The sequence below is a fragment of the Micromonospora sp. DH14 genome, assembly GCF_029809455.1.
GTDB classification, from domain to species: domain Bacteria; phylum Actinomycetota; class Actinomycetes; order Mycobacteriales; family Micromonosporaceae; genus Micromonospora; species Micromonospora parva.
The window spans coordinates 18,996-44,465 of sequence record NZ_JARVKT010000039.1 but is presented as its reverse complement, the minus strand read 5'-3'; the positions used below and the strand labels follow the sequence as shown (position 1 = coordinate 44,465).

The 25,470-nt window shown below is 72.0% G+C and carries 27 protein-coding genes and 1 pseudogene; 18 read left to right on the top strand and 10 right to left on the bottom strand.

The genetic code is table 11. The features are described 5' to 3' along the window. Positions 1–114: 114 nt before the first annotated feature. Positions 115–882 carry a phosphoglyceromutase gene (locus QCZ28_RS30755; protein WP_030329691.1) on the top strand — a complete coding sequence of 256 codons (768 nt, stop codon included), beginning with the start codon at positions 115–117 and terminating at the stop codon, positions 880–882. Positions 883–945: 63 nt separating this feature from the next. Here the strand turns inward: QCZ28_RS30755 and phoU are convergent, their stop codons facing one another. Continuing rightward, a complete protein-coding gene (gene phoU / locus QCZ28_RS30750; protein WP_030329692.1) occupies positions 946–1,599 on the bottom strand; it encodes a phosphate signaling complex protein PhoU in 654 nt (217 codons plus the stop codon). A gap of 205 nt (positions 1,600–1,804) precedes the next feature. On the opposite strand from phoU, the gene QCZ28_RS30745 reads away from it, so the two are divergent. After that, positions 1,805–3,088 carry an ATP-binding protein gene (locus tag QCZ28_RS30745; RefSeq protein WP_279519880.1) on the top strand — a complete coding sequence of 428 codons (1,284 nt, stop codon included), beginning with the start codon at positions 1,805–1,807 and terminating at the stop codon, positions 3,086–3,088. 24 nt (positions 3,089–3,112) lie between these two features. Further along, positions 3,113–3,796 (top strand): response regulator transcription factor, encoded by a 684-nt coding sequence (locus QCZ28_RS30740; RefSeq protein WP_030329696.1) that lies wholly within the window; start codon positions 3,113–3,115, stop codon positions 3,794–3,796. A gap of 118 nt (positions 3,797–3,914) precedes the next feature. On the opposite strand, the gene QCZ28_RS30735 is transcribed toward QCZ28_RS30740, so the two are convergent. The 3 genes from QCZ28_RS30735 to QCZ28_RS30725 are packed head-to-tail and all read right to left on the bottom strand — an operon-like array spanning position 3,915 to position 5,331. Beyond that, positions 3,915–4,265 (bottom strand): Fic family protein, encoded by a 351-nt coding sequence (locus tag QCZ28_RS30735; RefSeq protein ID WP_279519879.1) that lies wholly within the window; start codon positions 4,263–4,265, stop codon positions 3,915–3,917. 32 nt (positions 4,266–4,297) lie between these two features. After that, the gene (locus QCZ28_RS30730) at positions 4,298–4,498 is read right to left on the bottom strand and encodes a hypothetical protein (RefSeq protein ID WP_279519878.1); all 201 of its coding nucleotides are present in this window, start codon (positions 4,496–4,498) and stop codon (positions 4,298–4,300) included. 35 nt (positions 4,499–4,533) lie between these two features. After that, positions 4,534–5,331: a hypothetical protein gene (locus QCZ28_RS30725; protein WP_279519893.1), complete on the bottom strand. Its 798-nt coding sequence runs from the start codon at positions 5,329–5,331 to the stop codon at positions 4,534–4,536. Between the two features lie 80 nt (positions 5,332–5,411). Here QCZ28_RS30725 and QCZ28_RS30720 point away from each other — a divergent pair, with 80 nt between their 5' ends. Both QCZ28_RS30720 and QCZ28_RS30715 read left to right on the top strand, forming a co-directional pair. Further along, entirely contained in the window at positions 5,412–6,356 is a 945-nt protein-coding gene (locus tag QCZ28_RS30720) for a Ppx/GppA phosphatase family protein (protein WP_279519877.1), read from the top strand. A 75-nt stretch (positions 6,357–6,431) separates the two neighbouring features. Beyond that, positions 6,432–7,238, top strand: coding sequence for a sugar phosphate isomerase/epimerase (locus QCZ28_RS30715; protein ID WP_279519876.1), 807 nt, complete (start codon positions 6,432–6,434; stop codon positions 7,236–7,238). A 31-nt stretch (positions 7,239–7,269) separates the two neighbouring features. Here the strand turns inward: QCZ28_RS30715 and QCZ28_RS30710 are convergent, their stop codons facing one another. From QCZ28_RS30710 to QCZ28_RS30700, 3 genes are read right to left on the bottom strand one after another with little or no spacing between them, the layout of a single operon-like run. Beyond that, positions 7,270–7,857: a CGNR zinc finger domain-containing protein gene (locus QCZ28_RS30710; RefSeq protein WP_279519875.1), complete on the bottom strand. Its 588-nt coding sequence runs from the start codon at positions 7,855–7,857 to the stop codon at positions 7,270–7,272. 19 nt (positions 7,858–7,876) lie between these two features. Further along, positions 7,877–9,043 (bottom strand): glutathionylspermidine synthase family protein, encoded by a 1,167-nt coding sequence (locus QCZ28_RS30705; protein WP_279519874.1) that lies wholly within the window; start codon positions 9,041–9,043, stop codon positions 7,877–7,879. A 1-nt stretch (position 9,044) separates the two neighbouring features. Next, positions 9,045–9,317, bottom strand: coding sequence for a hypothetical protein (locus QCZ28_RS30700; protein WP_279519873.1), 273 nt, complete (start codon positions 9,315–9,317; stop codon positions 9,045–9,047). 105 nt (positions 9,318–9,422) lie between these two features. On the opposite strand from QCZ28_RS30700, the gene QCZ28_RS30695 reads away from it, so the two are divergent. The 11 genes and pseudogenes from QCZ28_RS30695 (at position 9,423) to QCZ28_RS30645 (ending at position 19,881) form a co-directional block, all read left to right on the top strand. Next, positions 9,423–10,343, top strand: coding sequence for a proline dehydrogenase family protein (locus tag QCZ28_RS30695; RefSeq protein WP_279519872.1), 921 nt, complete (start codon positions 9,423–9,425; stop codon positions 10,341–10,343). 106 nt (positions 10,344–10,449) lie between these two features. Then, positions 10,450–11,250 carry an alpha/beta hydrolase gene (locus QCZ28_RS30690; RefSeq protein WP_279519871.1) on the top strand — a complete coding sequence of 267 codons (801 nt, stop codon included), beginning with the start codon at positions 10,450–10,452 and terminating at the stop codon, positions 11,248–11,250. Continuing rightward, the gene (locus QCZ28_RS30685; RefSeq protein WP_279519870.1) at positions 11,243–11,818 is read left to right on the top strand and encodes a TetR/AcrR family transcriptional regulator; all 576 of its coding nucleotides are present in this window, start codon (positions 11,243–11,245) and stop codon (positions 11,816–11,818) included. Before QCZ28_RS30690 ends, QCZ28_RS30685 begins: the two co-directional genes overlap by 8 nt. Positions 11,819–11,873: 55 nt before the next feature. After that, positions 11,874–13,163: a hypothetical protein gene (locus tag QCZ28_RS30680; protein ID WP_279519869.1), complete on the top strand. Its 1,290-nt coding sequence runs from the start codon at positions 11,874–11,876 to the stop codon at positions 13,161–13,163. A gap of 44 nt (positions 13,164–13,207) precedes the next feature. Continuing rightward, on the top strand, positions 13,208–14,590 hold the full coding sequence (locus QCZ28_RS30675; RefSeq protein ID WP_279519868.1) for an efflux RND transporter periplasmic adaptor subunit: 1,383 nt from the start codon (positions 13,208–13,210) through the stop codon (positions 14,588–14,590). Then, positions 14,587–15,507, top strand: a pseudogene (locus tag QCZ28_RS30670) (ABC transporter ATP-binding protein); the annotation flags it as partial. The gene QCZ28_RS30675 and the pseudogene QCZ28_RS30670, both read left to right, overlap by 4 nt. Before the next feature lie 86 nt (positions 15,508–15,593). Beyond that, entirely contained in the window at positions 15,594–16,778 is a 1,185-nt protein-coding gene (locus QCZ28_RS30665; protein ID WP_279519867.1) for an ABC transporter permease, read from the top strand. Positions 16,779–16,990: 212 nt separating this feature from the next. Further along, complete coding sequence (locus QCZ28_RS30660) at positions 16,991–17,200, top strand: helix-turn-helix domain-containing protein (RefSeq protein WP_007465625.1); 210 nt, start codon at positions 16,991–16,993, stop codon at positions 17,198–17,200. Positions 17,201–17,472: 272 nt separating this feature from the next. Continuing rightward, the gene (locus QCZ28_RS30655; protein ID WP_007465623.1) at positions 17,473–17,574 is read left to right on the top strand and encodes an AURKAIP1/COX24 domain-containing protein; all 102 of its coding nucleotides are present in this window, start codon (positions 17,473–17,475) and stop codon (positions 17,572–17,574) included. Between the two features lie 119 nt (positions 17,575–17,693). Then, positions 17,694–18,770 carry an NAD-dependent epimerase/dehydratase family protein gene (locus tag QCZ28_RS30650; RefSeq protein WP_030329729.1) on the top strand — a complete coding sequence of 359 codons (1,077 nt, stop codon included), beginning with the start codon at positions 17,694–17,696 and terminating at the stop codon, positions 18,768–18,770. Positions 18,771–18,999: 229 nt separating this feature from the next. Further along, positions 19,000–19,881 carry a lysophospholipid acyltransferase family protein gene (locus QCZ28_RS30645; RefSeq protein WP_279519892.1) on the top strand — a complete coding sequence of 294 codons (882 nt, stop codon included), beginning with the start codon at positions 19,000–19,002 and terminating at the stop codon, positions 19,879–19,881. Between the two features lie 10 nt (positions 19,882–19,891). Here the strand turns inward: QCZ28_RS30645 and QCZ28_RS30640 are convergent, their stop codons facing one another. The 3 genes from QCZ28_RS30640 to QCZ28_RS30630 form a co-directional block, all read right to left on the bottom strand. After that, a complete protein-coding gene (locus QCZ28_RS30640; protein WP_279519866.1) occupies positions 19,892–20,761 on the bottom strand; it encodes an HAD-IB family hydrolase in 870 nt (289 codons plus the stop codon). Positions 20,762–20,886: 125 nt separating this feature from the next. Further along, positions 20,887–21,777 carry a DUF5667 domain-containing protein gene (locus tag QCZ28_RS30635; RefSeq protein WP_279519865.1) on the bottom strand — a complete coding sequence of 297 codons (891 nt, stop codon included), beginning with the start codon at positions 21,775–21,777 and terminating at the stop codon, positions 20,887–20,889. Between the two features lie 289 nt (positions 21,778–22,066). Further along, positions 22,067–23,023: an ECF subfamily RNA polymerase sigma factor, BldN family gene (locus QCZ28_RS30630; RefSeq protein WP_279519864.1), complete on the bottom strand. Its 957-nt coding sequence runs from the start codon at positions 23,021–23,023 to the stop codon at positions 22,067–22,069. A gap of 587 nt (positions 23,024–23,610) precedes the next feature. Here QCZ28_RS30630 and QCZ28_RS30625 point away from each other — a divergent pair. Further along, positions 23,611–25,218: an AMP-binding protein gene (locus QCZ28_RS30625; protein WP_279519863.1), complete on the top strand. Its 1,608-nt coding sequence runs from the start codon at positions 23,611–23,613 to the stop codon at positions 25,216–25,218. After that, positions 25,208–25,462: a glutaredoxin family protein gene (locus tag QCZ28_RS30620; RefSeq protein ID WP_030329740.1), complete on the top strand. Its 255-nt coding sequence runs from the start codon at positions 25,208–25,210 to the stop codon at positions 25,460–25,462. The genes QCZ28_RS30625 and QCZ28_RS30620 overlap by 11 nt, the downstream gene beginning before the upstream one ends. The last annotated feature ends 8 nt before the right edge of the window (positions 25,463–25,470 follow it).

The following is a 25,470-nucleotide window of genomic DNA, read 5'->3' as shown; positions in this document are numbered from 1 at the left end:
TGCGCCTTACAACCCTAGTGGCGGGCCGATCCGCTGGTCACCTGGTTTTTCACGTGGTGGTCGTCACGACGGCTGCCCGCGTGTCCCCGCAGCGGTTGAGGCAGGATGATCCGCATGACTGCGAGCGAAGGGCCCACCATCGGGACGCTGGTCCTGCTGCGACACGGTGAGAGCGACTGGAACGCCAAGAACCTCTTCACCGGTTGGGTGGACGTCGACCTGACCGAGAAGGGCGAGGGCGAGGCGCGGCGCGGCGGCGAGCTGCTGCGCGAGCACAGCCTCCTGCCCGACGTCGTGCACACCAGCGTGATGCGTCGTGCGATCCGCACCGCCGAGCTGGCGCTCAACGCCGCCGACCGGCACTGGATCGCGGTGCGCCGGTCGTGGCGACTCAACGAGCGGCATTACGGCGCCCTGCAGGGCAAGAACAAGAAGCAGACCCTCGACGAGTACGGCGAGGAGCAGTTCATGCTCTGGCGCCGGTCGTACGACACGCCGCCGCCGCCGATCGACGACAACGACGAGTGGTCGCAGGTCGGCGACCCGCGCTACGCGCTGCTGCCGACGGAGCTGATGCCGCGCACCGAGTGCCTCAAGGACGTCGTCGAGCGGATGCTGCCCTACTGGTACGACTCGATCGTGCCGGACATCCTGGCCGGCCGGACGGTGCTGGTGGCCGCGCACGGCAATTCGCTGCGCGCCCTCGTCAAGCACCTCGACCAGATCTCCGACGAGGCGATCGCGAAGCTGAACATCCCGACGGGCATCCCGCTGCGCTACGACCTCGACCCGCAGCTGCGCCCGCTGACCCTGGGCGGCACCTACCTCGACCCGACCGCTGCCAAGGCGGCGGCCGCGGCGGTGGCCAACCAGGGGCGCTGAGCTACCAGAAGGGGCCCCTCGTTCATCGCGCAGAGCGATGGCGAGGGGCCCCTTTCCGGTGCGTCAGTTGCCGCTGGGCGTGCTCTCCCCGGTGATCAGGTAGATCACGTGCTCGCCAGCGTTGACAGCGTGGTCGGCGAAGCGCTCGTAGAAGCGGCCCAGCAGGGTGGCGTCGATGGCCGTCTCCACCCCGTACGGCCAGTCGTCGCCGAGCAGCACCGCGAACAGGTTCTTGTGCAGCTCGTCCATGGCGTCGTCGTCGCGGTCCAACTCACCGGCGAGGTCGGCGTCGGGCTTCGCCAGCACCGAACCGATCTTCACGGCCATCCGGTCGGCGATCTCGGACATCTCGGTGAAGACCGTCCGCAGCTCGGCCGGGACGGCCGGGGAGGGGTGCCGGCGCAGCGCGGTCTTCGCCACGTGCTCGGCCAGGTCGCCCATCCGCTCCAGATCGGCGGCCACGTGCAGCGCGGTGATCATCGCCCGGAGGTCGGAGGCGACCGGTGCCTGTCGGGCGAGCAGGTCGCAGACCCGCTCCTCGACGTGCCGGTAGAGGTCGTCGATCTCGGCGTCCCGCTCGATGACCGTCTCGGCGGCCTGCCGGTCGGCGGTGAGCAGGGCCCGGGTGGCCTGGCGCATGGCGGCGCGGACGCCCTCCGCCATGTCCACCAGCAGTTGGCTGACGATCTGGAGGTCGGCCCGGAACTCGTCGCGCATCATCACGTCCTGTGGTCGGTCGCCGCCGACGGGTGCCGGCGCAGGGGGTTTGAGCAGGTGCGACGCCAACGGTAGGGCGCGCGGACGGACCCCGGATGAACCACGGTGAACGACGCCAGACGTGGGGGTGAACACTTGTGTAAGTGAGGGTGTTTCGTCCCGTTCTGTGTGGTAGCCAGGTTAACAATGACCCTACGATCGCCGGGTGGAGTGGGCAGTGGCGGTCGTGGTGGTCGTGGCATTGGTGGCCGGGATGGTCGCCGGTCTGCTGCTGCCCCGGTTCCTGCCGAGGCGGGACGACCGCTCCGCGTCTACGGGGAGCGTCAGCTTCCGCTGGAACAGGGGGAGGCCCGCGATAGCCGACGAGCAGCAGGCCGGGCTCGGCCGCCGGACGATCGACTCGCTCCGGGCCGGTGTCGTGGTACTGGACAACGACGACGTCCCCGTGTTGATCAATCCGGCCGCCCGCGCGATGGGGCTGTTGCGGACCGGCAGCACCCCCGGCTCGATCGCCGCGCACCCGCTGATCCGTACCCTCGCCGGCCAGGTGCGACGCACCGGCGTGCGGCGCGAGATCGAGCTGGACCTGCCCCGGGGTCGCGACAGCGCGGGCGAGAACCCGCTCGGCGTGCACCTGCGGGCGATGGGCCTCGGCAACGGCTTCATCGCGGTCGAGGCGGTCGACGTGACCGAGTCGCACCGGCTGACCCGGGTGCGACGCGACTTCGTGGCCAACGTGAGCCACGAGCTGAAGACCCCGATCGGTGCCCTGCAACTGCTCGCCGAGGCGTTGCTGGACGCGACCGAGCCGGCCGACGCTGTGGCCTCCGACCTCCCCGAGGACCTGGTGGCCGCCCGCCGGTTCGCCGAGCGGATCCAGCACGAGTCGACCCGGCTCGGCCGGCTGGTGCAGGAACTGCTGGAACTGACCCGGTTGCAGGGCGCCGAGCCGCAGCCGCCACCGGAGCCGGTCGCGCTGGACTGGGTGATCGCCGAGGTGGTCGACCGGACCCGCACCACAGCCTCCGCCCGAGGGGTCACGGTGGCCGTGGACGGTGAGCGTGGTCTCACCGCGTACGGCAGCGACTCCCAACTCGCCACGGCGGTGGCGAACCTGGTGGAGAACGCCATCAACTACTCGGGCGAGGACACCACGGTCCGGGTCACCCTGCGGGGCGACGACGAGCACGTCGAGGTCGCCGTCGCCGACCAGGGCATCGGTATCGCCCCCACCGACGTCGACCGGATCTTCGAACGGTTCTACCGGGCCGACCAGGCCCGCTCGCGTGCCACCGGCGGCACCGGGCTCGGCCTGGCGATCGTGAAACACATTGCGAGCAACCATGGCGGACGGGTCGAGGTGTCGAGCACTCTTGGTGGTGGATCGACGTTCACCCTCCGGCTGCCCGCCAGTCCACCGGATGACCTCCTGGCGACACTGCCGCCGGTTGGGATCGAGTCCGGTCCGACTGGGCTACGGCAGGTCTGACAGCAAATGGAAAGGAAATCCCCGTTGAGCCGCGTTCTCGTGGTCGAGGACGAGGAGTCGTTCTCCGACGCCTTGTCGTACATGCTCCGTAAGGAGGGCTTTGAGGTTTCGGTCGCCGCGACCGGCACCGACGCTCTCACCGAGTTCGACCGGACCGGCGCCGACATCGTGCTGCTCGACCTGATGTTGCCCGAGATGTCGGGCACCGAGGTCTGCCGGCAGTTGCGGCAGCGCTCTGCCGTGCCGATCATCATGGTCACCGCCCGGGACAGCGAGATCGACAAGGTGGTCGGGCTGGAGATCGGTGCCGACGACTACGTGACGAAGCCGTACTCGCCTCGGGAACTGGTCGCCCGGATCCGGGCGGTGCTGCGCCGGCAGAGCCCGGAGGTGGCGGAGGCGGGTGCGCCGACGCTGGCCGCCGGCCCGGTGCGGATGGACATCGAACGGCACGTGGTGACCGTCGACGGCGGTGCGGTGCAGCTGCCGCTGAAGGAGTTCGAACTGCTGGAGCTGCTGCTCCGCAACGCCGGCCGGGTGCTCACCCGGGGCCAGCTCATCGACCGGGTCTGGGGTGCCGACTACGTCGGTGACACCAAGACGCTCGACGTGCACGTCAAGCGGCTGCGCTCGAAGATCGAGCCGGAGCCGTCCGCGCCGCGGTTCATCGTGACCGTCCGGGGTCTGGGCTACAAGTTCGAGCCGTGATCGGCGTACCCGAAGGGGGCCGGCGCTCGACGCGGGCCCCCTTCGGGCTGTGCCGCGGTTCCTGTGGAGCTGATGTCGCAAACGGATCGGGCGAGGAGTGCGCTGACGCGCGCCCAGCTCAGAACAGCTTGCGTAACGCTGCGGCGATCTCGGCGACTTCCGTCAGCCGGCTCTCTGCCACGCTGATGACCAGGTCGTACGCGGCGTCCTGGTCGGTCTCGTCCAGTTGGGCGACGGTGACGGCGCGGTTCTGAATCAGGAAGGCGATGGTCACGATCCAGCCGATCCGCTTGTTGCCGTCAACGAACGGGTGATTGTTGACCAGTGAATGCAGCACCGCTGCGGCCTTGGTCCACAGATCGGGGTAGGCGTCTTCGCCGAAGACGCTGGTCCGTGGCCGGGCAACGGCAGACTCGACGAGGCCGGCGTCCCTGATCCTCACGCCGAGCTTGCGGGCGATGCCGGCCACGTCGGCGAGGGTCGGGTACCGAACCTCCGTCGTCATTCCGCGAGCCGGGCGAGCAACGTGGCGTGACGTTCGATGATCTCGTCGGCGAGGTCGCCGAACTCCTTGGCGTTCCGCCGGGCCAGATAGTCCTCGATGGCGGTGACGACGACGGCGTGCATCGACCGCCCCTCCTCCTCCGCAACGAGACGGAGTCGCCGTTCGCCTTCGTCGTCAAGTCGGAGCGTCATGGCCATGCCACGAATGGTAGCAAGATTGCTACCAAGATCCGTTAAAGTTCGTCGGCGGGGTGCGGGGCGATCATGCCCTGCCTCGTCCTGGTCGCGCACAGCTCGGCCAGTCGCTCGTACGCGGCAGCGCCGATCAGGGCGGTCAGCTCCGGGGAGTACGACAGGTACATCGGCTCGGCGCCGACGTGCGCGTCCGTCGAGGACGTGCACCACCAGTCCAGGTCGTGCCCGCCGGCTCCCCAGCCCCGCCGGTCGAACTCGGACAGCGTGGAGACCAGCACCTTGGTGTTGTCCGGCCGCTTCACCCAGTCCTGGTCACGGCGGATCGGCAGCTGCCAACAGACGTCCGGCTTGTACTCCAACGGGTGCACCCCGTCGCGCAGCGCCTGCGCGTGCAACGCGCAACCGCCCCCGCCGGCGAAGTCGGCGTCGTTGAGGAACACGCACGGACCGTCGGTGCCCTGGGTGGCGGTGCGGCGGGCCGGGTTCTTGCCGTCGATGGTGTCCTCGTCGGTCCAGTTCTTGAACCCGCGCCGGAAATGCTGCCAGGTCGACGGGGTGAGCCGCCGGACGGCGTTGCGAACCCGCTTCTCGTCGTCCGAGTCGGTGAAGAACGCCCCGTGCGAGCAGCAACCGTCCGCGGCCCGGCCGGCGATGATGCCGTGGCAGCCCTTGCCGAAGATGCAGGTCCAGCGGGAGAGCAGCCAGGTCAGGTCGGCCCGGATCAGGTGCGTCTCGTCGGCGGGGTCGGTGAACTCGATCCACTCCCGAGGGAAGTCCAGGGGCACCTCACGGCTACGCGGGTCACCCGGGTCGTCCACCAGCACACGGAGCTCCATCGTCACTCGGCCCAGCGTACGCGCGGTGGCGTCCGCAGGCCGGTGAGCCGCGCAAACGTGTTGCGCCTAGGGTCTTCACCATGCGACTGGGTGTCCTCGACGTCGGATCCAACACTGTGCACCTCCTGGTGGTGGACGCGCACCACGGGGCGCACCCGTGGCCGGCGCACTCCGAGAAGGTGGTGCTCCGGCTGGCCGAGCAGATCGGCCCCGACGGCGCACTGACCGAGGCGGGTGCGGACGGCCTGGTCAAAGCGGTGGGCATGGCGAAGGCGGCGGCCACCGGGCTGGCGACGGACGACCTGATCGCGTTCGCCACGTCAGCGGTGCGCGACGCCACCAACGCGGCCGAGGTGCTGGCCCGGGTCCGCGACGAGACCGGCGTACGCCTGGCGGTGCTCTCCGGCGCGGACGAGGCGCGGATGACCTTCCTGGCCGTACGGCGGTGGTTCGGTTGGTCCGCGGGCCGGCTGCTGGTGCTGGACATCGGTGGTGGCTCGTTGGAGATCGCCGCCGGCATCGACGAGGACCCGGACGTCGCGGTCTCTCTTCCGCTCGGCGCCGGCCGGCTGACCCGCGAGCGGCTGCGGGTCGATCCGGCCAGTGCGGCCCCGCCGTCGGCGGAGGCCGTCGACAAGCTCCGGGAGTACGTGGACGGCCGGCTCGACAAGGTCGTCGACCAGATGACGGAGGTGGGCTGGGGTCGGGCGGTGGCCACCTCGAAGACGTTCCGGACCCTGGCCCGACTGGCCGGGGCGGCGCCGTCCGGTGCCGGGCTGTGGGTGCGACGCAGCCTGACCCGGGCCGGCCTTCGGCAGGTCATCGGCTTCATCCGGCACATCCCGCCGGCGCAGTTGATGGAGCTGGAGGGGGTCAGCTCGGGTCGGGCCCACCAGTTGTTGGCCGGTGCCGTGGTCGCCGAGGCGGTGATGCGCCGCCTGGACCTGGAGTCGCTGGACATCTGCCCGTGGGCGCTGCGGGAGGGTGTCATTCTCCGTCGACTCGATCAACTTGAGCCGATCTGATCCCACGACCGTTTTGGGGCTGTTTGCCGGCGCTCGTCACGATGCCCCCGGCGTCGCCGGGCTACGCTGGCTGATGTGACTTCCCGCGTTCCCGTGCTCCTGTCCAGCTCGTCGGTCTTTCCCGAGCCGACCGCGGCGGCGTTCCAACTGGCCGCGGCGCTCGGTTACGACGGCGTCGAGGTGATGGTCTGGACCGACGTGGTGAGCCAGGACGCGGGCGCGCTGCGCGGCCTCTCCACGCACTACGACGTCCCGGTGCTCTCGGTGCACGCGCCCTGCCTGCTGGTCACCCAGCGGGTGTGGAGCCCGGACCCGTGGGAGCGCCTGCGCAAGGCCGCCGAGCTGGCCGAGACGCTTGGCGCGCCGACCGTCGTGGTGCACCCACCGTTCAGCTGGCAGCGGGACTACGCGCGCAACTTCGCCGAGGGCCTGGCCACCGTCGCGGACCGGTTCACCGGGCTGCGCTTCGCGGTGGAGAACATGTACCCGGTGCGGATGGCGGGTCGACAGTTCGTCCCGTACGTGCCCGGCTGGGATCCGACCGACGCCGGCTACCCGTCGTACACGCTGGATCTGTCGCACTGTGCGGCCTCGCACAGCGACCCCCTGGAGATGGCCGACCGGATGGGTGCCGGGCTGGCGCACGTGCACCTCGGTGACGGCACCGGCGAGGGCCGCGACGAGCACCTGGTGCCCGGGCGCGGCACCCAGCCCTGCGGGGAGCTGCTCTCCTCGCTGGCCGGCCGGGGTTTCACCGGGTCGGTGGCGGTGGAGGTCGCCACCCGGGGCGCGAAGAGCCGCGCGGTGCGCGAGGCGGACCTGCGCGCCGCGCTGGAGTTCGCCCGCCAGCACCTGACCGCGTCGTCACCTGTCGACGCCTGACCCGCCCGCCCCACGAGGGGCGGTGGCGGTGTCAGCTGACCGGTGAGAGGGAGTCGACGCCGGCGGTCGGCTGCGGTGCGACAGTCACCTGCTCGCCGACCGCGGCCCGCTTGCGGGCCCGGTGCGCCGCCACGTGCGAGCGGGTGGCGCACCGCTCCGAGCAGAACCGCCGGCAGCAGTTGGACGACGTGTCCAGGTAGACGTTGCCGCACCGCTCGTCCGCGCAGACCCCGAACCGGGCGCTGCCGTACTCGCAGAGCCAGACCGACAGCCCCCAGACCGCGCCGGCCAGGTATTCGGCGCTGACCGAGGCACCCCGACTGGTCACGTGCATGTGCCAGTCGCTGGAGTCGTGCCCGGAGATGCGCGGCTGCACCGGGAACGCCTCGAGCAGCGCGTTCAGCTCGGTGACCGCCTGGGCGTCCCGCCCCGAGGTGCCGTACTCGAAGACGTCGCGCAACCGCTTCTGGGCCCGGCGGAAGATCGCGACGTCCCGGTCCGCGACCTCGTCGCGCATCCAGGCGTTCTCGTCGGGGAAGAGGGCCCGCAGGTCGTCGAGGTCGTCCAGGCGGGCGTTGACCAGGTCAACGCCGGTCCGGGCGTACGCGTCGAAGTTCACGCCCTCAAAGGTAGACGACTCACGCGGCGCGTGGCGCGTCGATGTAGTGCGGCAGGAACCGCGCGTAGCCGTCGGTGATCAGACTCGCGCTCTCCCGCACCCCCACACCGGCCGACTCGCCGTCGACGATCCAGCTGCCCAGCACCATCCGGTTGCCGGCGAACTGCGGCAACGCCCGGAACTCCTGATAGCACCAGCCCTCGTCGCCGTAGATCCCCGGGTTGGTGATCTCCTCGCCGGCGGTGACGATGCGCACCGAACCGCCCTCGCGGCCGAGCAGTGGCTTGGCCACGTACTCCGGCATGCCGCGCGGCGAGTCGAGGTACGCCGGGAGCAGGTACTCGTGGCCGGGGTACAGCTCCCAGAGGACCGCGAGCAGCGCCTTGTTGGAGAGCAGCAGTTTCCACGCCGGCTCGATCCAGGTGGTGGGTGTGCCGGGGGCCAGGGCCGCCGGCCCGTACGGCTCGGCCAGCATCCACTCCCACGGGTAGAGCTTGAAGCAGGTGGTCACCGGGCGGTCGTCGGCGTCGACGAAACGTCGGCCGTCCCAGCCGATCTCCTGGATGGGCTGCAACTCGACGTCCAGGCCGGCCTGCCGGGCGGTCTCGGCGAGGTAGCCGGCGGTCATGTGGTCCTCTCCGGACTCCTCCTCGTTCGACCAGAGCACGTGCACCAGCGGGTCGTGCAGCCCGGCCCCGATCTTGGCCCAGGCGCCGACCAGCCGTTCGTGCAGGCTGTTCCACTGGTCCAGATCCGGCTGGGTGTCCTCCAGCCAGTACCACTGGATGATGCTCGCCTCCACCAGCGCGGTGGGGGTGTCGGCGTTGTACTCCAACATCTTCGGGGGCCAGGTGCCGTCGTACGCGAGGTCGAAGCGCCCGTAGAGGGTCGGTGGCGCCTCCCGCAGCGACCTGGCCACCGCCTCGGCCGCCCACTGCGGGATGCCGAACTCGGCGTACCGACGCCGTGCCACCACGTGCTCGGCGGCGGCCACCGACATCCGGTGCAGTTCCTCGGTGGCCTCCTCCAGCCGCAGCACCTCGTCCAGGTCGAAGGCGTACGCGGCGGTCTCGTCCCAGTACGACATGATCCCGCCGTCGGGCAGTTCGGTGTCGACGTAGACGAGCCCCTGGGAGCGGATGGTGGCGTCCCAGTCGGTGCGCGGGGTGACCGTTTCGCGGCGCACGTCAGCCGCCGCAGGCGGCGAGGTGGGTGCCGAACCCGCCGCGCTCGGGCAGGGCCGTCGTGGCCGGTTCCGGGGCGGTGCGGCCGGCGGCCGGGTCGCTGACCCGCATCGCCAGCGCGACGGTCCCGCCGCCGCCGACCGGCCCGAGGGCGCAGTCGTCGTCATCGTCGTCGTCCGAGGTCATGTTGCAGCCGGAGAGGGCGAGCGCGAGAGCGGTGAGCGCGCCGAGTTGCACGGAGGCCGATCGGAGCCGGCGGCGGGGGCGTTGGTCCACGGCATCGTTGTAGCTGATCGACGCCACCGCCGCCGCCCCGCCCCGGGTCGAGGTGCCCCCGCCGCCCCTCGGCGGGAGCCCTGGCAGGGGCGTTACGCTCGGCTCATGCTCCGTTCCGTCATCCTCGCCGCCTCCCGGTCATCCCAGGTCGAGCGGCTCGTCGCGACCGCCCCGTACACCCGGGACGTCGTACGCCGGTTCGTCGCCGGCGCCGCCACCGACGACGCGTTGCGCGCGACCCGCGGGCTCGTCGACGACGGCCTCGCGGTCACCCTCGACCACCTCGGTGAGGACACCGTCACCCCCGAGCAGGCCACCGCCACCCGCGACGAGTACCTGAAGTTGCTGAAGATGCTCGCCGGTGCGGGGCTCACCCCGGCCGCCGAGGTCAGCGTGAAGCTCTCCGCCCTCGGCCAGATGTTCGACGAGCAGTTGGCGTACGACAACGCGCGGGCGATCTGCGCGGCGGCCGACGCGGCGGGCACCACCGTCACCCTGGACATGGAGGACCACACCACCACCGACTCGACATTGGAGGTGCTGAGCCGGCTGCGCAAGGATTTCCCGTCGACCGGCGCGGTGCTCCAGGCGTACCTGCGCCGGACCGAGTCGGACTGCCGGGAGCTCTCCTCGGCCGGGTCGCGGGTGCGGCTGTGCAAGGGCGCCTACAAGGAGCCGGAGTCGGTGGCGTACCAGTCGGCCCGTGAGGTGGACAAGTCGTACGTGCGCTGCATGAACATCCTGATGTCCGGCGACGGGTACCCGATGCTGGCCACCCACGACCCGCGGATGATCGCCATCGGTGAGGACCGGGCCCGGTGGTTCGACAGGGGGCCGGAGCGCTTCGAGTTCCAGATGCTCTACGGCATCCGCCCCGAGGAGCAGGCCCGGCTGGCCGGCGAGGGCTACACGGTGCGCACCTACGTCCCGTACGGCGACGAGTGGTACGGCTACCTGATGCGTCGGCTCGCCGAGCGCCCCGCCAACCTGGTCTTCTTCGGCCGCGCCCTGGTCTCCAAGAAGTAACTTCTCCGATTCGGCCGACGGGCCGGCGGCGACCGCTCGGGTCACCGCCGGCCCGTTTCGGCTGTCCGGCTTGCCAACCTCGGCTAAGTAGCTTAGCTTTAAGGCTATGACAACTAGCCAGGTGCGGCGGGACGGCGGACACATCGCGTACGAGGTGCGGGGCGAGGGGCCGCTGGTCGTCCTCGCGCACGGCATGGGCGAGAACAGGGCGAGCTTCCGGCACCTCGTGCCTCTGCTGGTGGCCGCCGGTCACCGGGTCGCCTCGGTCGACGTACGGGGGCACGGGCAGTCCAGTGCCGGCTGGCCCACGTACGCCCCGGCGGAGGTCGGCGCGGACCTGCTCGCCGTGGTCCGCGACCTCGACGCCGGCCCGGCCGTGCTGGTCGGCAGCTCGTCCGCCGCGGCGGCGGTGGTCTTCGCCGCCACCGACGCGCCCGAGCTGGTCACCGGCATCGTGCAGATCGGCGCGTTCGTTGGCCAACCGAAGCTCAGCCCGCTGCTGCGGATGGCGATCTGGTCAGTGCTGCACAGCCCTCGCCTGTTCGGGATGTTCCACAACACCCTGTTCCCGGTGCGCCGACCCGCCGACGACGCGGCCTACCGCCGCTCGATGGTGGCCAACCTCCGCGAGCCCGGCCGGATGGCCGCGACCCGCGGCGTGATCGCACCGGCCGAGCCGCACTGGACCAGCCGCGCCCCGCAACTGCGGCAACCGGTGCTGGTGCTGATGGGGTCCAAGGACCCGGACTTCCCCGACCCGGGAGCCGAGGCGCGAGCCGCCCGGCGGCTCTTCGGCACCGCCGAAGCCCGGATGATCGAGGAGTCCGGCCACTACCCGCACGCCGACCAACCGCAGCGCACCGCCGAGGAACTGCTCGGCTTCCTGGCGGTGTGCGCCGGTGCCTAGGGCCGGCCTCAACCAGCAGACAGTCGTACGGGAGGCCGCCCGGCTGGCCGACGAGGTCGGCTTCTCACAGCTCACCCTCGCCGCGCTCGCCAGCCGGCTCGGTGTCGCGTTGCCCAGCCTCTACAAGCACGTGCGGGGGGCGGACGCGCTGGCCCAGAAGCTTGCCGCACTGGCCACCGCCGAGCTGGCCACCGAGATGACCACCGCCGCCGTCGGCCGCTCCGGTGGCGACGCGCTCCGGGCCATGGCGGACGCCTATCGTGGCTACGCCCACCGGCACCCCGGTCGCTACCCGGCCACGCAGCGGGTGCCGGACCCGGCCGACCCGGAGCACGTCGAGGCCGGCGAACGCGCCGTCGGTGCCGTCGTCGCGGTCCTTCGGGGCTACGGGCTCACCGGTGACGACGCGGTGGACGCCACCCGCGCCCTGCGCAGCGCCCTGCACGGCTTCGTGACCCTGGAGGCCGCCGGTGGCTTCGGCCTGCCCCGCGACGTCAACCGCTCGTACCAGCAGTTGATCGCGAGCATGGACATCTCCTTCCGCTCCTGGCCGGGCACCGGCGCGTGAGCCGGCGGCCGGGGCGGCCTCGCCGCGTCCAGGTATTGGTCGTACCCTTCGGCGGGTGACTGACGAGGTGCAGCGGCCAGCACCACGGCGGCTCTGGCCGCTGTGGACGGTGCTCGTGGTGGTGTTCCTGCTGCTGGGCTGCGGCCTGCCGGCGGCGCTCGTCGTCGGAGTGATCCGGGAGACAGGCGCGCGCCCCACTGTCAGCCGGGTCGGTGCCTCGGCTGCCGACGACCCGGCCACCGCCGTGGCCCGCGGGTTGTCCGACCGGATCACCGCCCAGCTCCACCGTCAGTCCGCGGCGCTCCTCGCTGGCGACCGCGCCGGGTTCCTCGCCGTCGCCGACCCCGTCGCCCACAACGACCTGCGCCGACGCTTCGCCGCACTCCGCGAGCTGAAGGTGACCGGGTGGCGGGCCGAGCCGAGTGGTCTGCCCGTGCCGATCATCGGCAAGCCCGGCGAGTGGCGGCTGCTGGTGCGCTTCCAGTACTGCTTCGTCACGCCGAACTGTCGGCCCAGCCCGGTGCTGATCGGCACCCGGTGGCGGGAGAACGGTGACCAGCCCCTGATGGTCGCCATGGAGGAGTCCAAGTCGGTGGAGACCGGCACCCGACCGTGGGAGATCAGCGACCTGGCGGTCGCCGTCGGCGCGCGGACCATCGTCGCCACCACCCCGGCGCTGCGCGGCAAACTGCCCGGCCTGCTCGCCCAGGCCGAGGCGGCGGCCAAGGTCGCCGACGGGTACGCGGTGACCGGGTCACCGCCGGACCGCTACCGGATCTTCTACGCCGGGCGCACCGAGTGGCAGCGCTGGTACGGCGGGGAACGCCCAGAATGGACCGGCGGTTACGCGGTGACAGTGGGCGGCGGCCACCACGAGGTGGTGCTCAACGCCGAAGGGCTCACCAACAGCGGCACCGACGACCTGCTGCGGCACGAGCTGACCCACGCGGCGTCGTTGCCGGAGCGCGGCTACCCCGGCAAGCTCACCTGGTGGTTGGTGGAGGGGCTGGCCGAGTTCGCCGGTGCCGGCGGCCAGGCGGTCGACAGGTACGAGGGGATCGCCGACGTCCGCAAGATGGTCCGGGGCGGCTGGGACGGCAAGTTGGAGGGCATCAACCCCGCTGACGATGCCCCGGCCGAACGGGTCGCCGGCAGCTACGGCATCGGCTACCTGGCCGTCCGGCACCTCGTCGACAGGTACGGGCCGCTGCGGCTGCTCACCTTCTTCAAGACCGTGGTGCACGACGGCAGAACCCTCGACGTGGCGTCCGAGAAAGCGTTCGGCGAGCAGTGGTCGACACTGCACGACGAGTGCGTGGCGTACGTCCGCGCCACCGCCGGCTGACGCAGCTCAGAGGTGGTGCGAGGGCACGCCGTACCATCGATGGGGTGCGCCGCCCTCAGTCGTCACGGCCCGCCGGCACCACGCGGCCCCGCCTGCTCGTCGCCCTGACCGCCGTCGTCGTTCTCACCGCCACCACGGCCGCGTCCTGCGGCGACGAAGGCCCCGACCTCGCGTTGGCGTCGGCCGCCCGTAACCCGGTCACCGAGGTGATCGACGCCCCGGCCACCGTGACGGCCCGCGCCGCCGCCACCCTCACCGCTCCCGCCGACGGCACCCTGTCCAGCCTGCGCGTCCAGCCTGGACAGCGGGTCAAGCGCGGCCAGGTGCTCGCCGTTGTCGACTCGCCGAGCGCGCAGCAGCGCCTGCGTCAGGCGAAGGAGGCACTGACCGCCGCGAAGCGCGCCGGCCGGGGCGTCGGAGCGGGCAACCTGACCAGCAGCCGGCGCGGCACCGACAAGGCGGCCAACGAGGCGTTCGACGCGGCCCGCAAGGCCGCCGAAAAGATCGCCGACCCGCAGTTGCGGGACGCGCTGTTGACCCAGGTGACGTCCGCGCAGAAGCAGTACACCGCCGCCGCGCGCAGCGCCGACCAGGCGGTCCGGGCGGTGCAGCGGGGGATCAACGGGTTGAGCTCCGCCGTCGGCGCCCTCTCCGCGGCGCAACGGCTCCAGGCCCAGCAGGCGTACGACCTGGCGAAAGCCACTGTCGACGCGCTGACCCTGCGTGCCCCGATCGCCGGTGTGGTGCAGCCGGGCGGCACCCGGGCCGGCGGTGGTGCGAACGCCGGTCTGGCCGGGCTGTTGGAGCAGGCCGGGGGCGCTGGCCTCGACCCGTCCGTGCTGACTCCCAACCAGGGTGGGCCGCCGGCCGGGGTGGACGACGCGGTGGTGGTTGGCGGGCTGGTCACCGCTGGCACGCCGGTGCTGACAGTGGTGGACACCGGGCAGTTGGGTCTGCTCGCCGAGGTGGACGAGACCGACGTGCTGCTGGTCAAGGCCGGCGTGCCGGCAACCGTCGAGTTGGACGCCGTCACCGGCGCCAGCTACGACGCCACCGTCCGGTCGGTCGACGTGCTGCCCACCAGCTCCGCGCAGGGCGGGGTCACCTATCGGGTACGCCTGGCGCTGGGTGCCGGAAAGCTGGCCGAGGACGAGCCGGCCCCGACGCCCCGCCCCGGCATGAACGCGATCGTTCGCCTGCGGGTACGCGAGGCTGTCGACGCGGTGACCGTCCCCGCCTCGGCGGTGTTCTCCGCCGACGGCCGGGACGCGGTCTGGGTGGTCCGCGACGGCAGGGCCGGCCGGGCGTCGGTGACGGTGGGCGTCCAGGGGTCCGACCTGGTGCAGATCCTCGACGGGGTGCAACCCGGCGACCGGATCGTGGTGCGTGGGGCCGACCAGGTCCGCGACGGCCAGGAAGTCCGGTGACCGACCCTGCCGCTTCAGATCCGCGCGGCGGGGAGCGCGCCCCGGCCATCGAGGCGGTGGACGTGTCCCGGACGTACCAGCTCGACGGGGTGTCGGTGGCGGCGCTGCGCGGGGTGTCGTTGACCGTGCAGCCGGGGGACTACGTGGCCCTGGTCGGGCCGTCCGGCTCGGGCAAGTCCACCCTCATGCACCTTCTCGGTGGGCTGGACCGGCCCACCGGTGGCCGCCTGGTGATCGGCGGGCGGGACGTCAACGCCCTCGCCCCGCCGGAGATGGCGACCCTGCGCAACGAGACGATCGGCTTTGTCTTCCAGGCGTTCCACCTGCTGCCGCGTACCTCCGCGGTGGAGAACGTGGCCCTGCCCCTGGTCTACCGGGGGGTGTCGGCCCGGCAGCGCCGGGAACGGGCGGCGGCGATGCTCGGCCGGGTCGGCCTCGGGCACCGGCTGGACCACCGGCCCAACCAGATGTCCGGCGGTGAGCAGCAGCGGGTGGCGATCGCCCGCGCGCTGGTCACCGAGCCGACGGTGCTGCTGGCGGACGAGCCCACCGGCAACCTGGACAGCGTCACCGGCGCCGCCGTGCTGGAGCTGTTGGAACAGTTGAACGCGGAGTCCGGGGTGGCGCTGGTGATGGTCACCCACGACCAGGAGGTGGCGGCCCGCGCCCATCGTCGGATCACCATGCGCGACGGGGTGGTCGTGGCGGACAGCGCACGCCCTCCGGACACCGACACCGACCCGCACTCCGCCCATGATCGACCGCCGTCCGTTGATCACGGTCGACCTGCGACACTGGTCCCCGCTCCCAGCGCGGAGCCCCGGTCCGCGTCCGGAAGCGGCCCGGGGCACCCGTCCGGTGGCTCCGGTGGCGCCGCCGGAGCCACCGGGCGCCTTCCGCGCGACGCCGAGCGGCCAGACGCCGACCCGCGCGACGCCGACCCGCGCGAGGCGCGCGACGCGGCTGCCGGTGAGCGCGCAGCCGAGCGTCCCGGGGGTACGACGTGAGGGTCGCCGAGGCGTGGCGGGTGGCACTGGACGCCCTGCGGGCCAACCGGCTGCGCAGCGCGCTGACCATGCTCGGGGTCATCATCGGGGTGGCCTCGGTGGTGCTGCTGGTGGCCATCGGCACCGGCACCAAACAGAAGGTCGAGCAACAGGTCGAAGGCCTCGGCTCCAACCTGCTGCTGGTCGTACCCGGTCGGATCGAGGTGGGCAACGCGCCGGTCGTGTCGCCGCTGACCCTCAAGGACGTGGACGCCGTCAACCGGGTCGTCGGTGACCCCGACCGGGTGGCGGTCACCGTCGCGTCCGGGGCGACAGCGCGGGCCGGCGGCCGTTCCGACTTCACCACCGTGCAGGGCGTCCTGGAGACCACCCCGGCGGTGTTCACCAGGTCGTTGGCCCGGGGACGCTACCTCACCGGCACCGACGTGGACACCAGTCGGCGGGTGGCGGTGCTCGGCGACTCGGTGGCCCGCGCGCTCTTCCCCGACCGGGACCCGCTCGGCCAGCAGGTGGCACTGGCCGGGGTGCGGTTCCGGGTGATCGGCGTGTTCGCGCCGCTCGGGCAGAGCCTCGGCGTCGACCGGGACGACGAGGTGCACGTGCCGGTGACCGCCGCGCAGCGGCTCTGGGGCACCCAGCGGGTCGACGGCATCGCGGTGAAGGCACCGGACCGGGAGCGCATCGACGAGCTGGGCGAACGGATCGTCGCCGAGCTGAACCGCCGCCACCCGGACACCGAGTTCAGCGCCGTCACCCAGCAGCAGATCCTCGGTGTGCTCGGCGACATCCTCGGTGTCCTCACCGGTGTGCTGGCCGCCATCGCCGGCATCTCACTGCTCGTCGGCGGCGTCGGCGTCTCCAACATCATGCTGGTCAGCGTCCGGGAGCGGACCCGGGAGATCGGGCTGCGCAAGGCCGTCGGCGCGCGTCCCCGCGACATCGGCGTGCAGTTCCTGCTGGAAGCGGTGCTGCTCACCACGATCGGCGGGGTCACCGGAATGGCGCTGGGCGTGGGAACCGCTCTGCTGGTCGACGCGCTGTCGCCGATCCCGGCCGCGATCACCTGGTGGTCGCTGGCGCTCGCCTTCGGCGTGTCGGCGGTGGTGGGCATCGTCTTCGGGGTGGTTCCCGCGCAGCGCGCCGGCCGCCTCGACCCGGTCGTCGCGCTGCGCACTGAATGAGCACCGCCGGAACAACCGGACGGTGCACGCGCAGGGGCGGATACCGGGAGCACGGATCGGGTGAACCGGCCACCGAAACATGATCAGTTGCAGGAAGGGATCGCGCCGGTCACAACCGCCCCGCTACCGTACTGGTAACACGCGCGTCGCCGGCCCGGCCCGGAGCATCCGTCGGGTTGGCACGCGCCGGGCATGGGATGGGTCGGTGAGCCATGGCCGGGTCACAGTCCGACGGACGGCTGTCGGAGGTCAAGTTCCTGACCGTCGCGGAGGTGGCGACGGTCATGCGGGTGTCGAAGATGACCGTCTATCGCCTGGTGCACAGCGGTGAGCTCACCGCCGTCCGGGTCGGCCGGTCGTTCCGGGTGCCCGAGCACGCGGTGCACGAATATCTCCGGGGTGCGTTTCAGGAAACCGCCTGAGCCACCACCACACCGCCCGCCACCGCCGGTCGACCGGCATCGGTGAGCGTACGGAGTGAGATCGCGAGCCGCGCAGTCGTGGACCTGAGGCGGCCGCGACGGGGGCGCGTTGGTCCGGCTGACGCCCTCCGGCTACCCTGGAGCCCGACCGAGACCCCACAGGTGCGCCCCGCCGCCCAGACTGGTCCGGTCCGTTGTCCGCAAGCGGTCGCCGTCGCCACCTGCGTGGTGTCATCCGGTCCGCCCCGCACGTTGTATCGAAAGGCTGTCGTATGGGCTCGGTGGTCAAGAAGCGCCGTAAGCGCATGGCTAAGAAGAAGCACCGCAAGCTGCTGCGCAAGACCCGCGTCCAGCGTCGCCGTCTCGGCAAGTGATCGCCGCCGGGCTCAGCGCCCGGCGTGCGTCACTTGCCAAACTGTCGACCTCCGGAGGCTCAGGTGATCAGGCCGTGGTCGTCCCGGCTCGGTCCATCCTGCCGGCGTAGGTGCGTCAGATGACCCCCGGTGGCACCTCAGGTGCTCCGGGGGTCGTCGTCGTCACCGGAGTGGGCCGTTACCTGGGTGCCCACGTGGCGGCCCGACTGGCCGCCGACCCCCGCATCGAACGGGTCATCGGGGTGGACGCACCGGACGCCGGCACCGAGTTCCCCGACCTGCTGGACCGGGTCGAACGGATCCGCGTCGACAGCGGAGCGCTCGGTGGCCTCCTCGCCGACCTGGACGTCGACGCGGTGGTGCACCTCGCGCTGGTCACCTCACCGGACCCGCAGCACGGCGGCCGGTCCGCGATGAAGGACCAGAACGTCATCGGCAGCATGCAGATGCTCGCCGCCTGCCAGCGGGCACCCCGGCTGCGCAAGCTCGTGGTCCGCTCGTCGACCGCCGCGTACGGGGTGTCGTTCCGGGATCCGGCGGTCTTCACCGAGGAGACCGAGCCCCGCGAGGTGCCGCGCGGCGGTTTCGGCCGCGACATCCTCGACCTGGAGGGGTACGTCCGTGGGTTCCGGCGCCGCCGGCCCGACGTCACCGCCACGGTGCTGCGCTTCGCCCCGTTCATCGGCTCGACCGCCGACACCACGCTGACCCGTTACTTCTCGCAGCCGTTCGTGCCGACGGTCTTCGGCCGCGACCCCCGTCTGCAGTTCCTGCACTTCGACGACGCGTTGGAGGTGCTGCACCGGTCGATCGTGGAGGACCATCCGGGCACGTACAACGTCGCTGGTCCGGGGGTGCTGTCGCTGTCCCAGGCGATCCGGCGGGCCGGCCGGGTCGCCGTGCCGGTGCTGGAGCCGGGTCTGTCCGGGGCTGCCGCGCTGGCCCGCACCATGGGCTTCGGCCGCTACGGCCTGGACCAGGTCGACCTCTTCGTGCACGGCCGGGTGGTCGACACCAGCCGGCTTGAGCAGGAGTACGGCTTCACACCCCGGTCGACAGCTGCCGCGTTCGAGGACTTCATCCGCGCCCATCACGGCGGGGTGGTGGTCACCCGGGATCAGCTGGCCGCCGCCGAGAAACTCGTCCTGGACGGCATCCGGCAGGTCCGATCAGCCATGCGGGAGCGGTCATCGTGAGCGCGAGGAGTGAGCCGGGTTTGCGAGCCCCGCAGTCGCGAACAGAGGTGGCGCTGTGAGTGCAGCGGAGGAGGGGCGCGACCCGCAGTCGGTCGGGCGTTTCGACGTACCCCAGCAGGTGCCCGGGCCGGATGCGGAGCCGGCGCGGCGCAACGGACACCGACCGGCCGCGCAGGCCGCGCCGACCCCGGCAGCGCCGACCACTCCGGCCGACCGGGTCGACGCCGGGCTGCCCGCTGGCACCGGGCCGGCGGTGGCGGACCGGCCCGGGGACCACTGGGACCGCAAGGTCGCGAACGGGTTGGCGTTTCTGCGCCGGCGGCTCGCCGGTGACTACGAGGTCGACGAGTTCGGTTTCGACTCGGAGTTGACCGACGCGGTCTTCCACCCGTTGCTGCGGGTGCTCTACCGGGACTGGTTCCGCACCGAGGTCAGCGGGGTGGAGCATGTGCCAGTGGACGGGCCGGCCCTGGTGGTCGGCAACCATTCCGGGACGGTGGCGCTGGACGCCCTGATTCTCTCCGCGGCGCTGCACGACAAGCATCCCGCCCACCGTTACCTGCGCTTGCTCGGCGCCGATCTGGTCTTCCGGATGCCTGTCGTCTCCGAGTTGGCCCGCAAGACCGGCGGCACGGTGGCCTGCAACCCGGACGCGGAGCGGCTGCTCGGCGGCGGCGACCTGGTCGGGGTGTTCCCGGAGGGTTTCAAGGGCATCGGGAAGCTCTACGCCGACCGGTACAAGCTGCAACGCTTCGGGCGGGGCGGGTTCGTCTCGGCGGCGCTGCGCACCGGCACCCCGATCGTGCCCGTCGCCATCGTCGGCGGCGAGGAGATCTACCCGATGCTCGCCGACATCAAGCCGCTGGCGCGGCTGCTCAAGCTGCCGTACTTCCCGGTCACGCCGACGTTCCCGCTGCTCGGCCCGCTGGGCATGGTGCCGCTGCCCAGCAAGTGGCTGATCGAGTTCTGCCCGCCGATCCCCACCGCCCACCTGACCGACTCGGCGGATGACCCGCTGGTGGTCTTCAACCTCGCCGACCAGGTGCGGGAGACCATCCAGCAGACCCTGCACACGTTGCTGGAGCGGCGGCCCGACCCGTTCGGCCCGTAGCCGGCCGTCCTCAGCCGGCGCGTCGGCGGCGCTGGAGGGCCAGGCCGGCGGTGACCGCGCCGGCGACCAGCCCGGCCGCGGCAGTCGACGGTACGGCGATCTTGACCGCTCGACGGCCGGTGCGGAAGTCCCGTACCTCCCAGCCGTGCTGGCGGGCCTGCCGCAGCAGAACGCCGTCCGGGTTGACGGCGACCGCCCGCCCCACCACGGAGAGCAGCGGCAGGTCGTTCACCGAGTCGCTGTAGGCCGCGCAGCGGGTCAGGTCGAGCCCTTCCACAGCGGCGAGCTGGGTGACCGCCTCGGCCTTGGCCGGCCCGTGCATCAGGTCACCCACCAACCGCCCGGTGTACGCCCCGTCCACCACCTCGGCCACCGTGCCGATGGCGCCGGTCAGGCCGAGCCGGGCGGCGATCACCCGGCCGATCTCGACGGGGGCGGCGCTGACCAGCCAGACCCGCTGACCGGCGTCCAGGTGACGCTGCGCGAGCTGGTGGGTGCCGGCCCAGATCCGGGGGGCCATCAGCTCGTCGAAGATCTCCTCGGCGAGGTGTTCGACCTCGTTGACCCGCCAGCCCTCGACGAAGGCCAGTGCCGCCTCCTTGGCCAGTGACATGTCACCGGCGTGTTCCCGGGCGAGCAGCCGGAAGCGGAGCTGCTGCCAGGCGAACCGGGCCAGGTCGGCGGTGGTCACGTAGTTCCGGGAGGCGAGCCCACGGGCGAACCAGTAGATCGAGGTGCCCTGCATCATCGTGTTGTCCACGTCGAAGAACGCCGCGCCGGTCGGGTCTGGTGCGCTGACCGGGGCCAGGTCGGTCTCCGCCCAGCCGGCGGTGTGCCCGTCGGCGTCGGTGCTGACCGTCACCTTACGGCTGCGCGCCACGCGATTCCCTTCCTTCCGGTGCGACTGATGCTCCCTGGCGAGGGTATCCGCCGCAGACGGTCGACCGGCCGGGCACACAGCGAACTGTGGCGCGGCCGGTCGGACGTGCGGTATAGGGGCGCGGGTCAGCGATCGCCGGGGCAGGCGCTCGGGGCCGGGCCGAGGGCGTCGCTGGCGGTGGGTGCCGGCAGGCCGCAGGCGATTGCCGCGCGCAGGTCGTCCGAGCGTTCCCGGATGCTGTCCAGCAGCAGCAGTGACCGGTGGGTCCGGTCCCGGTCGACGCGGGTGCTCCCGTCGAGCAGGCCGCGCACCGCCCGGCGCTGGCTCGACACGAAGGTGTTGAGGGTGTCCAGGCTGCCGGGCTCGGCTCGTTGCACAGCGGCCGAGGTCAGCAGGCGAACCCCCTGCCGGGTGTCGGCGTCCATGTCGTCGAGGACCGCGCTGTAGCCGATCCGGTCGCCGCGCAGCTTGGCGGCTTCGCCGAGTCTGGTCCGGGCGAAGTCCAGGAAGAGTTGCCCCCGGCTGATGTCCGAGCTGGCCAGGGCGAGCTGTGCCCGTTCGGTGGAGCGCTTCATGCCGTACAGCGCGTCGCCGGGCACCGCGTTCTCGCTGGCGGCGGAGATCCCGGAGACGGCGATCGCCCCGGCGGCGATGCCGACCAGGATCGCGCCCCGGGCTCGGGCCCGCCGGGCGGTGACCGCCGGCAGCAGCCGTCCCCGGGTGGTGGCGAGCCGCCCCCGGGTGGTCGTGGCGGCCGGTTCGCTGGCCGTCGCCGGTGTGCTGCCCAACCCTTCCCGCTCGGCCGTCGCGAGCAGCATCGCCCGCAGGCCGGTGCGGAAGTCCTGGTCCACCTCGACAGCCGGGGGGTCGACGCTGAGCCGCTGACCCACTGCGACGAGCGGCGCGAGGTGGCCGTCCACCCGGGATCGCACGTGGTGTCGCCGAGCGCCGTTGGCCTCGTCGAGAAGCTGCGCGAAGCGCTCCGCGCGCCGGCGGGAGAAGAGGGTGTTGTCCACCGCAGGCACCTCCTCTCGCTGGTCACGGCCGGTCGGCCGCCGTCGTTGCCAGCGACCGGGCGGCAGTGTGACACCACGGAGGTGAGGTGCCGCCGGCGTGCCGGTCGGACCTCGGTGACCCGGGCCTGCCGGGACATCCACCGGTCGCACCCGGAGAAACGCGGCGGGCCGGGCACGGGTTACGGGCCTGGCGGAGCCGAAATTACAGAAAGTGATGGTCATCACCCGGCGGGACCGACTCTGAGCTGCGCGGACGTTGATCGACGCCCGTCGGTCCCGCCGTAACAACCTACGGCTGGAAGCCGTCGGGCAGCAGTCGGGCCAGGGCGCGGACGGCGCGGTACTGGAGGGCCTTGATGGCTCCCTCGTTCTTGCCCATCGCGCGGGCCGTCTCGGCGACCGAGAAGCCCTGGAGGAAGCGGAGCACTATGCACTCCTGCTGCTCCGGGTTGAGCTGCTTGACGGCGGTGAGCAGCGCGACGTTGGTGATGTGCTCCACCACCGCCGCCTCCGGGCTGCCCTCCGGGCCCCGGTCCTCCCGGTCGGCGTCGAGCACGTCGCCGGTGGTGACCTCCAGTCGGTACCGGCCCGACTTGAAGTGGTCAGCGACCAGGTTGCGGGCGATCGTCACCAGCCAGGCGCCGAGGTCGCGGCCCTGCCAGGTGAAGCTGCCGATCCGCTTGAGCGCGCGCAGGAAGGTGTCCGAGGTGAGGTCCTCGGCGAGTTGCCGGTTGCCGACCCGGAAGTAGACGAACCGGAAGACGGTGTCCACGTACCGGTCGTAGATCAGACCGAACGCCTCGGACTCGCCGGCCTGGGCCCGCTCGATCAGCGTCCACACCTCGGTTGCCGGGTCGGACGGGTCCGGCCGGCTCGGGAAACCGGTCGGGGTGGTGGCGGTGGTGGCCGGCACCGCCGGGATCACCGCTGTCTCACCCGCCGCCGGGTCGGTGGTGACCGCCGGTGTGTCGCTTACCCGACGACCCTGCACGGGCATGGTGGGCCGGGGCGGTACGGCCACCCGGCCACCGGCCGGCTTCGCGTTCCCGCCGGGCACCGCGGGCCGCGGTGGTGGCTCGTTGTGATGTGGCCGGCTGCGGATCCGATGTGCCGTGCCGTCACCCCGCAGGCCGCCGCCGGGCTGCTCGTCCAGTGGGGCGCGGGCTGCTGGCCGCTCGTTGACGTGGGAGCGGGCCGGCTGACCGGTCAGACCGACCGGGCGTTCCGCGTAACCGAAGGTGGTCACCGTGTTGCCCCCGTCCCGTCGGTTGCCGGCCGGGCCGGTCTGGGTCTCGTCGGGGCGGACCGACCGGGTGACCGGTCGGGCAGGACGGTCGCGGGAACTGCCGACGGGCGGCAGTTCCGTTGGAGGTGCTGGTCCAATGCGCTCACAGGCACGGGGGCCTCCTCGGGCTGAGGGGTGTCGACTCACGGCAAATGGGGTGACCCGACCCGAGTGATGATAGGGCCAACGTCACCCGCGCGTGGCAAGTCCGTTACACAAGGCGGAAGTATTTCCCGCTCCGTCGCACCGATGGCGGACCGGTTGTCCGTCGTGTGCGATTGACTTTCCGTCGGCACGGTGTTCCAGGGTGGATGCCCAGGTGGGAGGCGTCCCACCCGTTCGGTTGGCCCGACACGCCGGCCGGTCGGGCGGGGGCGACCGAACTGCCTCTGATCGGCGTCGCACGTCCCATCGACAGGACCTGATCGGATCGCCGATGGCACACCGGACAGTCCCGTACATGGGACTGTCGCGGCGCCGCCCCCGCGGGTCCACTCCGGGCCGCCGGGCGTGGCCCGTCGCCGTGCGCTGTGCCAGACTCGACCACCGTGCCGGACGTCTCGGAAAGCCCCGCGCCGAACCTCGCCGACCGGGTCCGCCGGTCGGCCCAAGACCGGGCCGACCGGCCCGCGCTGCACTGGCACGAACACACAGTGAGCTGGTCCGAACTGGACGCCGCTGTGGACGCCACAGCCCACGGCCTGTCCGCCGCCGCGCCACCCACCGACCCCGGTGCCACCCCGCCACGCGTCGCCATCGCACTGCCCAACACGCCGGACTTCGTGATCGCCTGGCTCGGCGCCCTGCGGGCCGGGCTGGTGACAGTGCCGGTCAACCCCGGCCTCACCGCCCCGGAACTCCGACACGTGCTGGCCGACTCCGCCGCGTCGGTGCTCATCGCCACCGACCACGTTCGAGCTCTGGTCGCCGACATCGCCGCCGAACTGCCCGCGCTCACCTCCGTGTACGACACGCCACCGACCGCCGACGCACCCGGGCCGGCACCCCGACCCCGACGAGGCGGCGCGGACCTGGCGGTGCTGCTCTACACCTCCGGCACCGAGGGGCGACCCAAGGGAGCGATGCTGTCGCACCAGGCGCTGCTCGCCAACCACGAACAGGTCGCGCAGATCGAGCCACCGGTGGTCGGGCCGACGGACACCGTCCTCCTCGCGTTGCCGCTGTTCCACGCGTACGGGCTCAACTCGGGGCTCGGTGCTGTCGTGCACCACGGCGCCACCGGTGTGCTGCTCGACGAGCCGGGGCCGACGGCAGGGCTGGACGAGACCGCGCGGCACCGGGTCAGCGTGCTGGTCGGCGTACCGTCGATGTTCCTGACCTGGGCCGGCATGGCCGCGGCCCGGGCGGCGACCGCGTCGGTGCGGGTGGCGGTCTGTGGCGCGGCACCGCTCGAACCCGCTGTCGCGGCGCGCTTCACCGCTGTCACCGGGCATCAGGTGCACATCGGGTACGGCCTCACCGAGACCGCGCCGGTGCTCACCTCCACCCTGGTCGGCGGCGTGGCCAAGCCCGGTTCGATCGGCCGCCCGTTGCCCGGTGTGCGGCTCCGCCTGGTCGACGCCGACGGGGTGGAGTTGTGGCGCGACGGGCTGGCAGTCCCCGACGACGACCCGGATGAGCTGGACATCTCCGACGTCGCGCCGGGCACCGACCCGGGGCAGATCGTGGTGTCCGGCCCCAACCTCTTCACCGGGTACTGGCCCGATGGTCGGGGTGGCCCGGCCGCCGACGGGTGGTGGGGCACCGGTGACATCGCGTACGCCGACGAGGACGGTGACCTCTTCCTGGTCGACCGACTCGGCGATCTGATCCTCGTCAACGGGTTCAACGTCTATCCGCACGAGGTCGAGCTGGTGCTCGCCGGGCATCCCGGGGTGGCCGAGTCGGCGGTACTGGGTGTGCCGCACCCGCGAACCGGCGAGACTGTGCGGGCGTACGTGGTGCCGGCGCAGGGACGACCGGTGACCAGCGAGGAGTTGCTCGCCCACTGCGCGCGGAACCTGGCCCGGTTCAAGTGCCCGACCGCCGTCGAGTTCGTCGACGCCCTGCCACACTCGGCGATCGGCAAGGTACGCAAGACCCAGCTCCGGTCGGCGCCGCCGACCGACCGCACGGAGGTAACCGATGGCAACTGACGCCCGACTCGCGCTGATCACCCGACCCGGCTGCCACCTGTGCGACGACGCCAAGGCGGCGCTCGACCGGGTCGTGGCGGTCACCGGCGACAAGTGGGTCGAGTGGGACGTCACCGGCGACGAGGGGCTGGAACGGGAGTACGGGGACCGGCTGCCGGTGGTGATGCTCGACGGCAAGGAGCACGGCTACTGGCGCGTCGAGGAGGACCGGCTGCTGCGGGACCTGACCACGCCGCAACTCTGAGGGGTGCC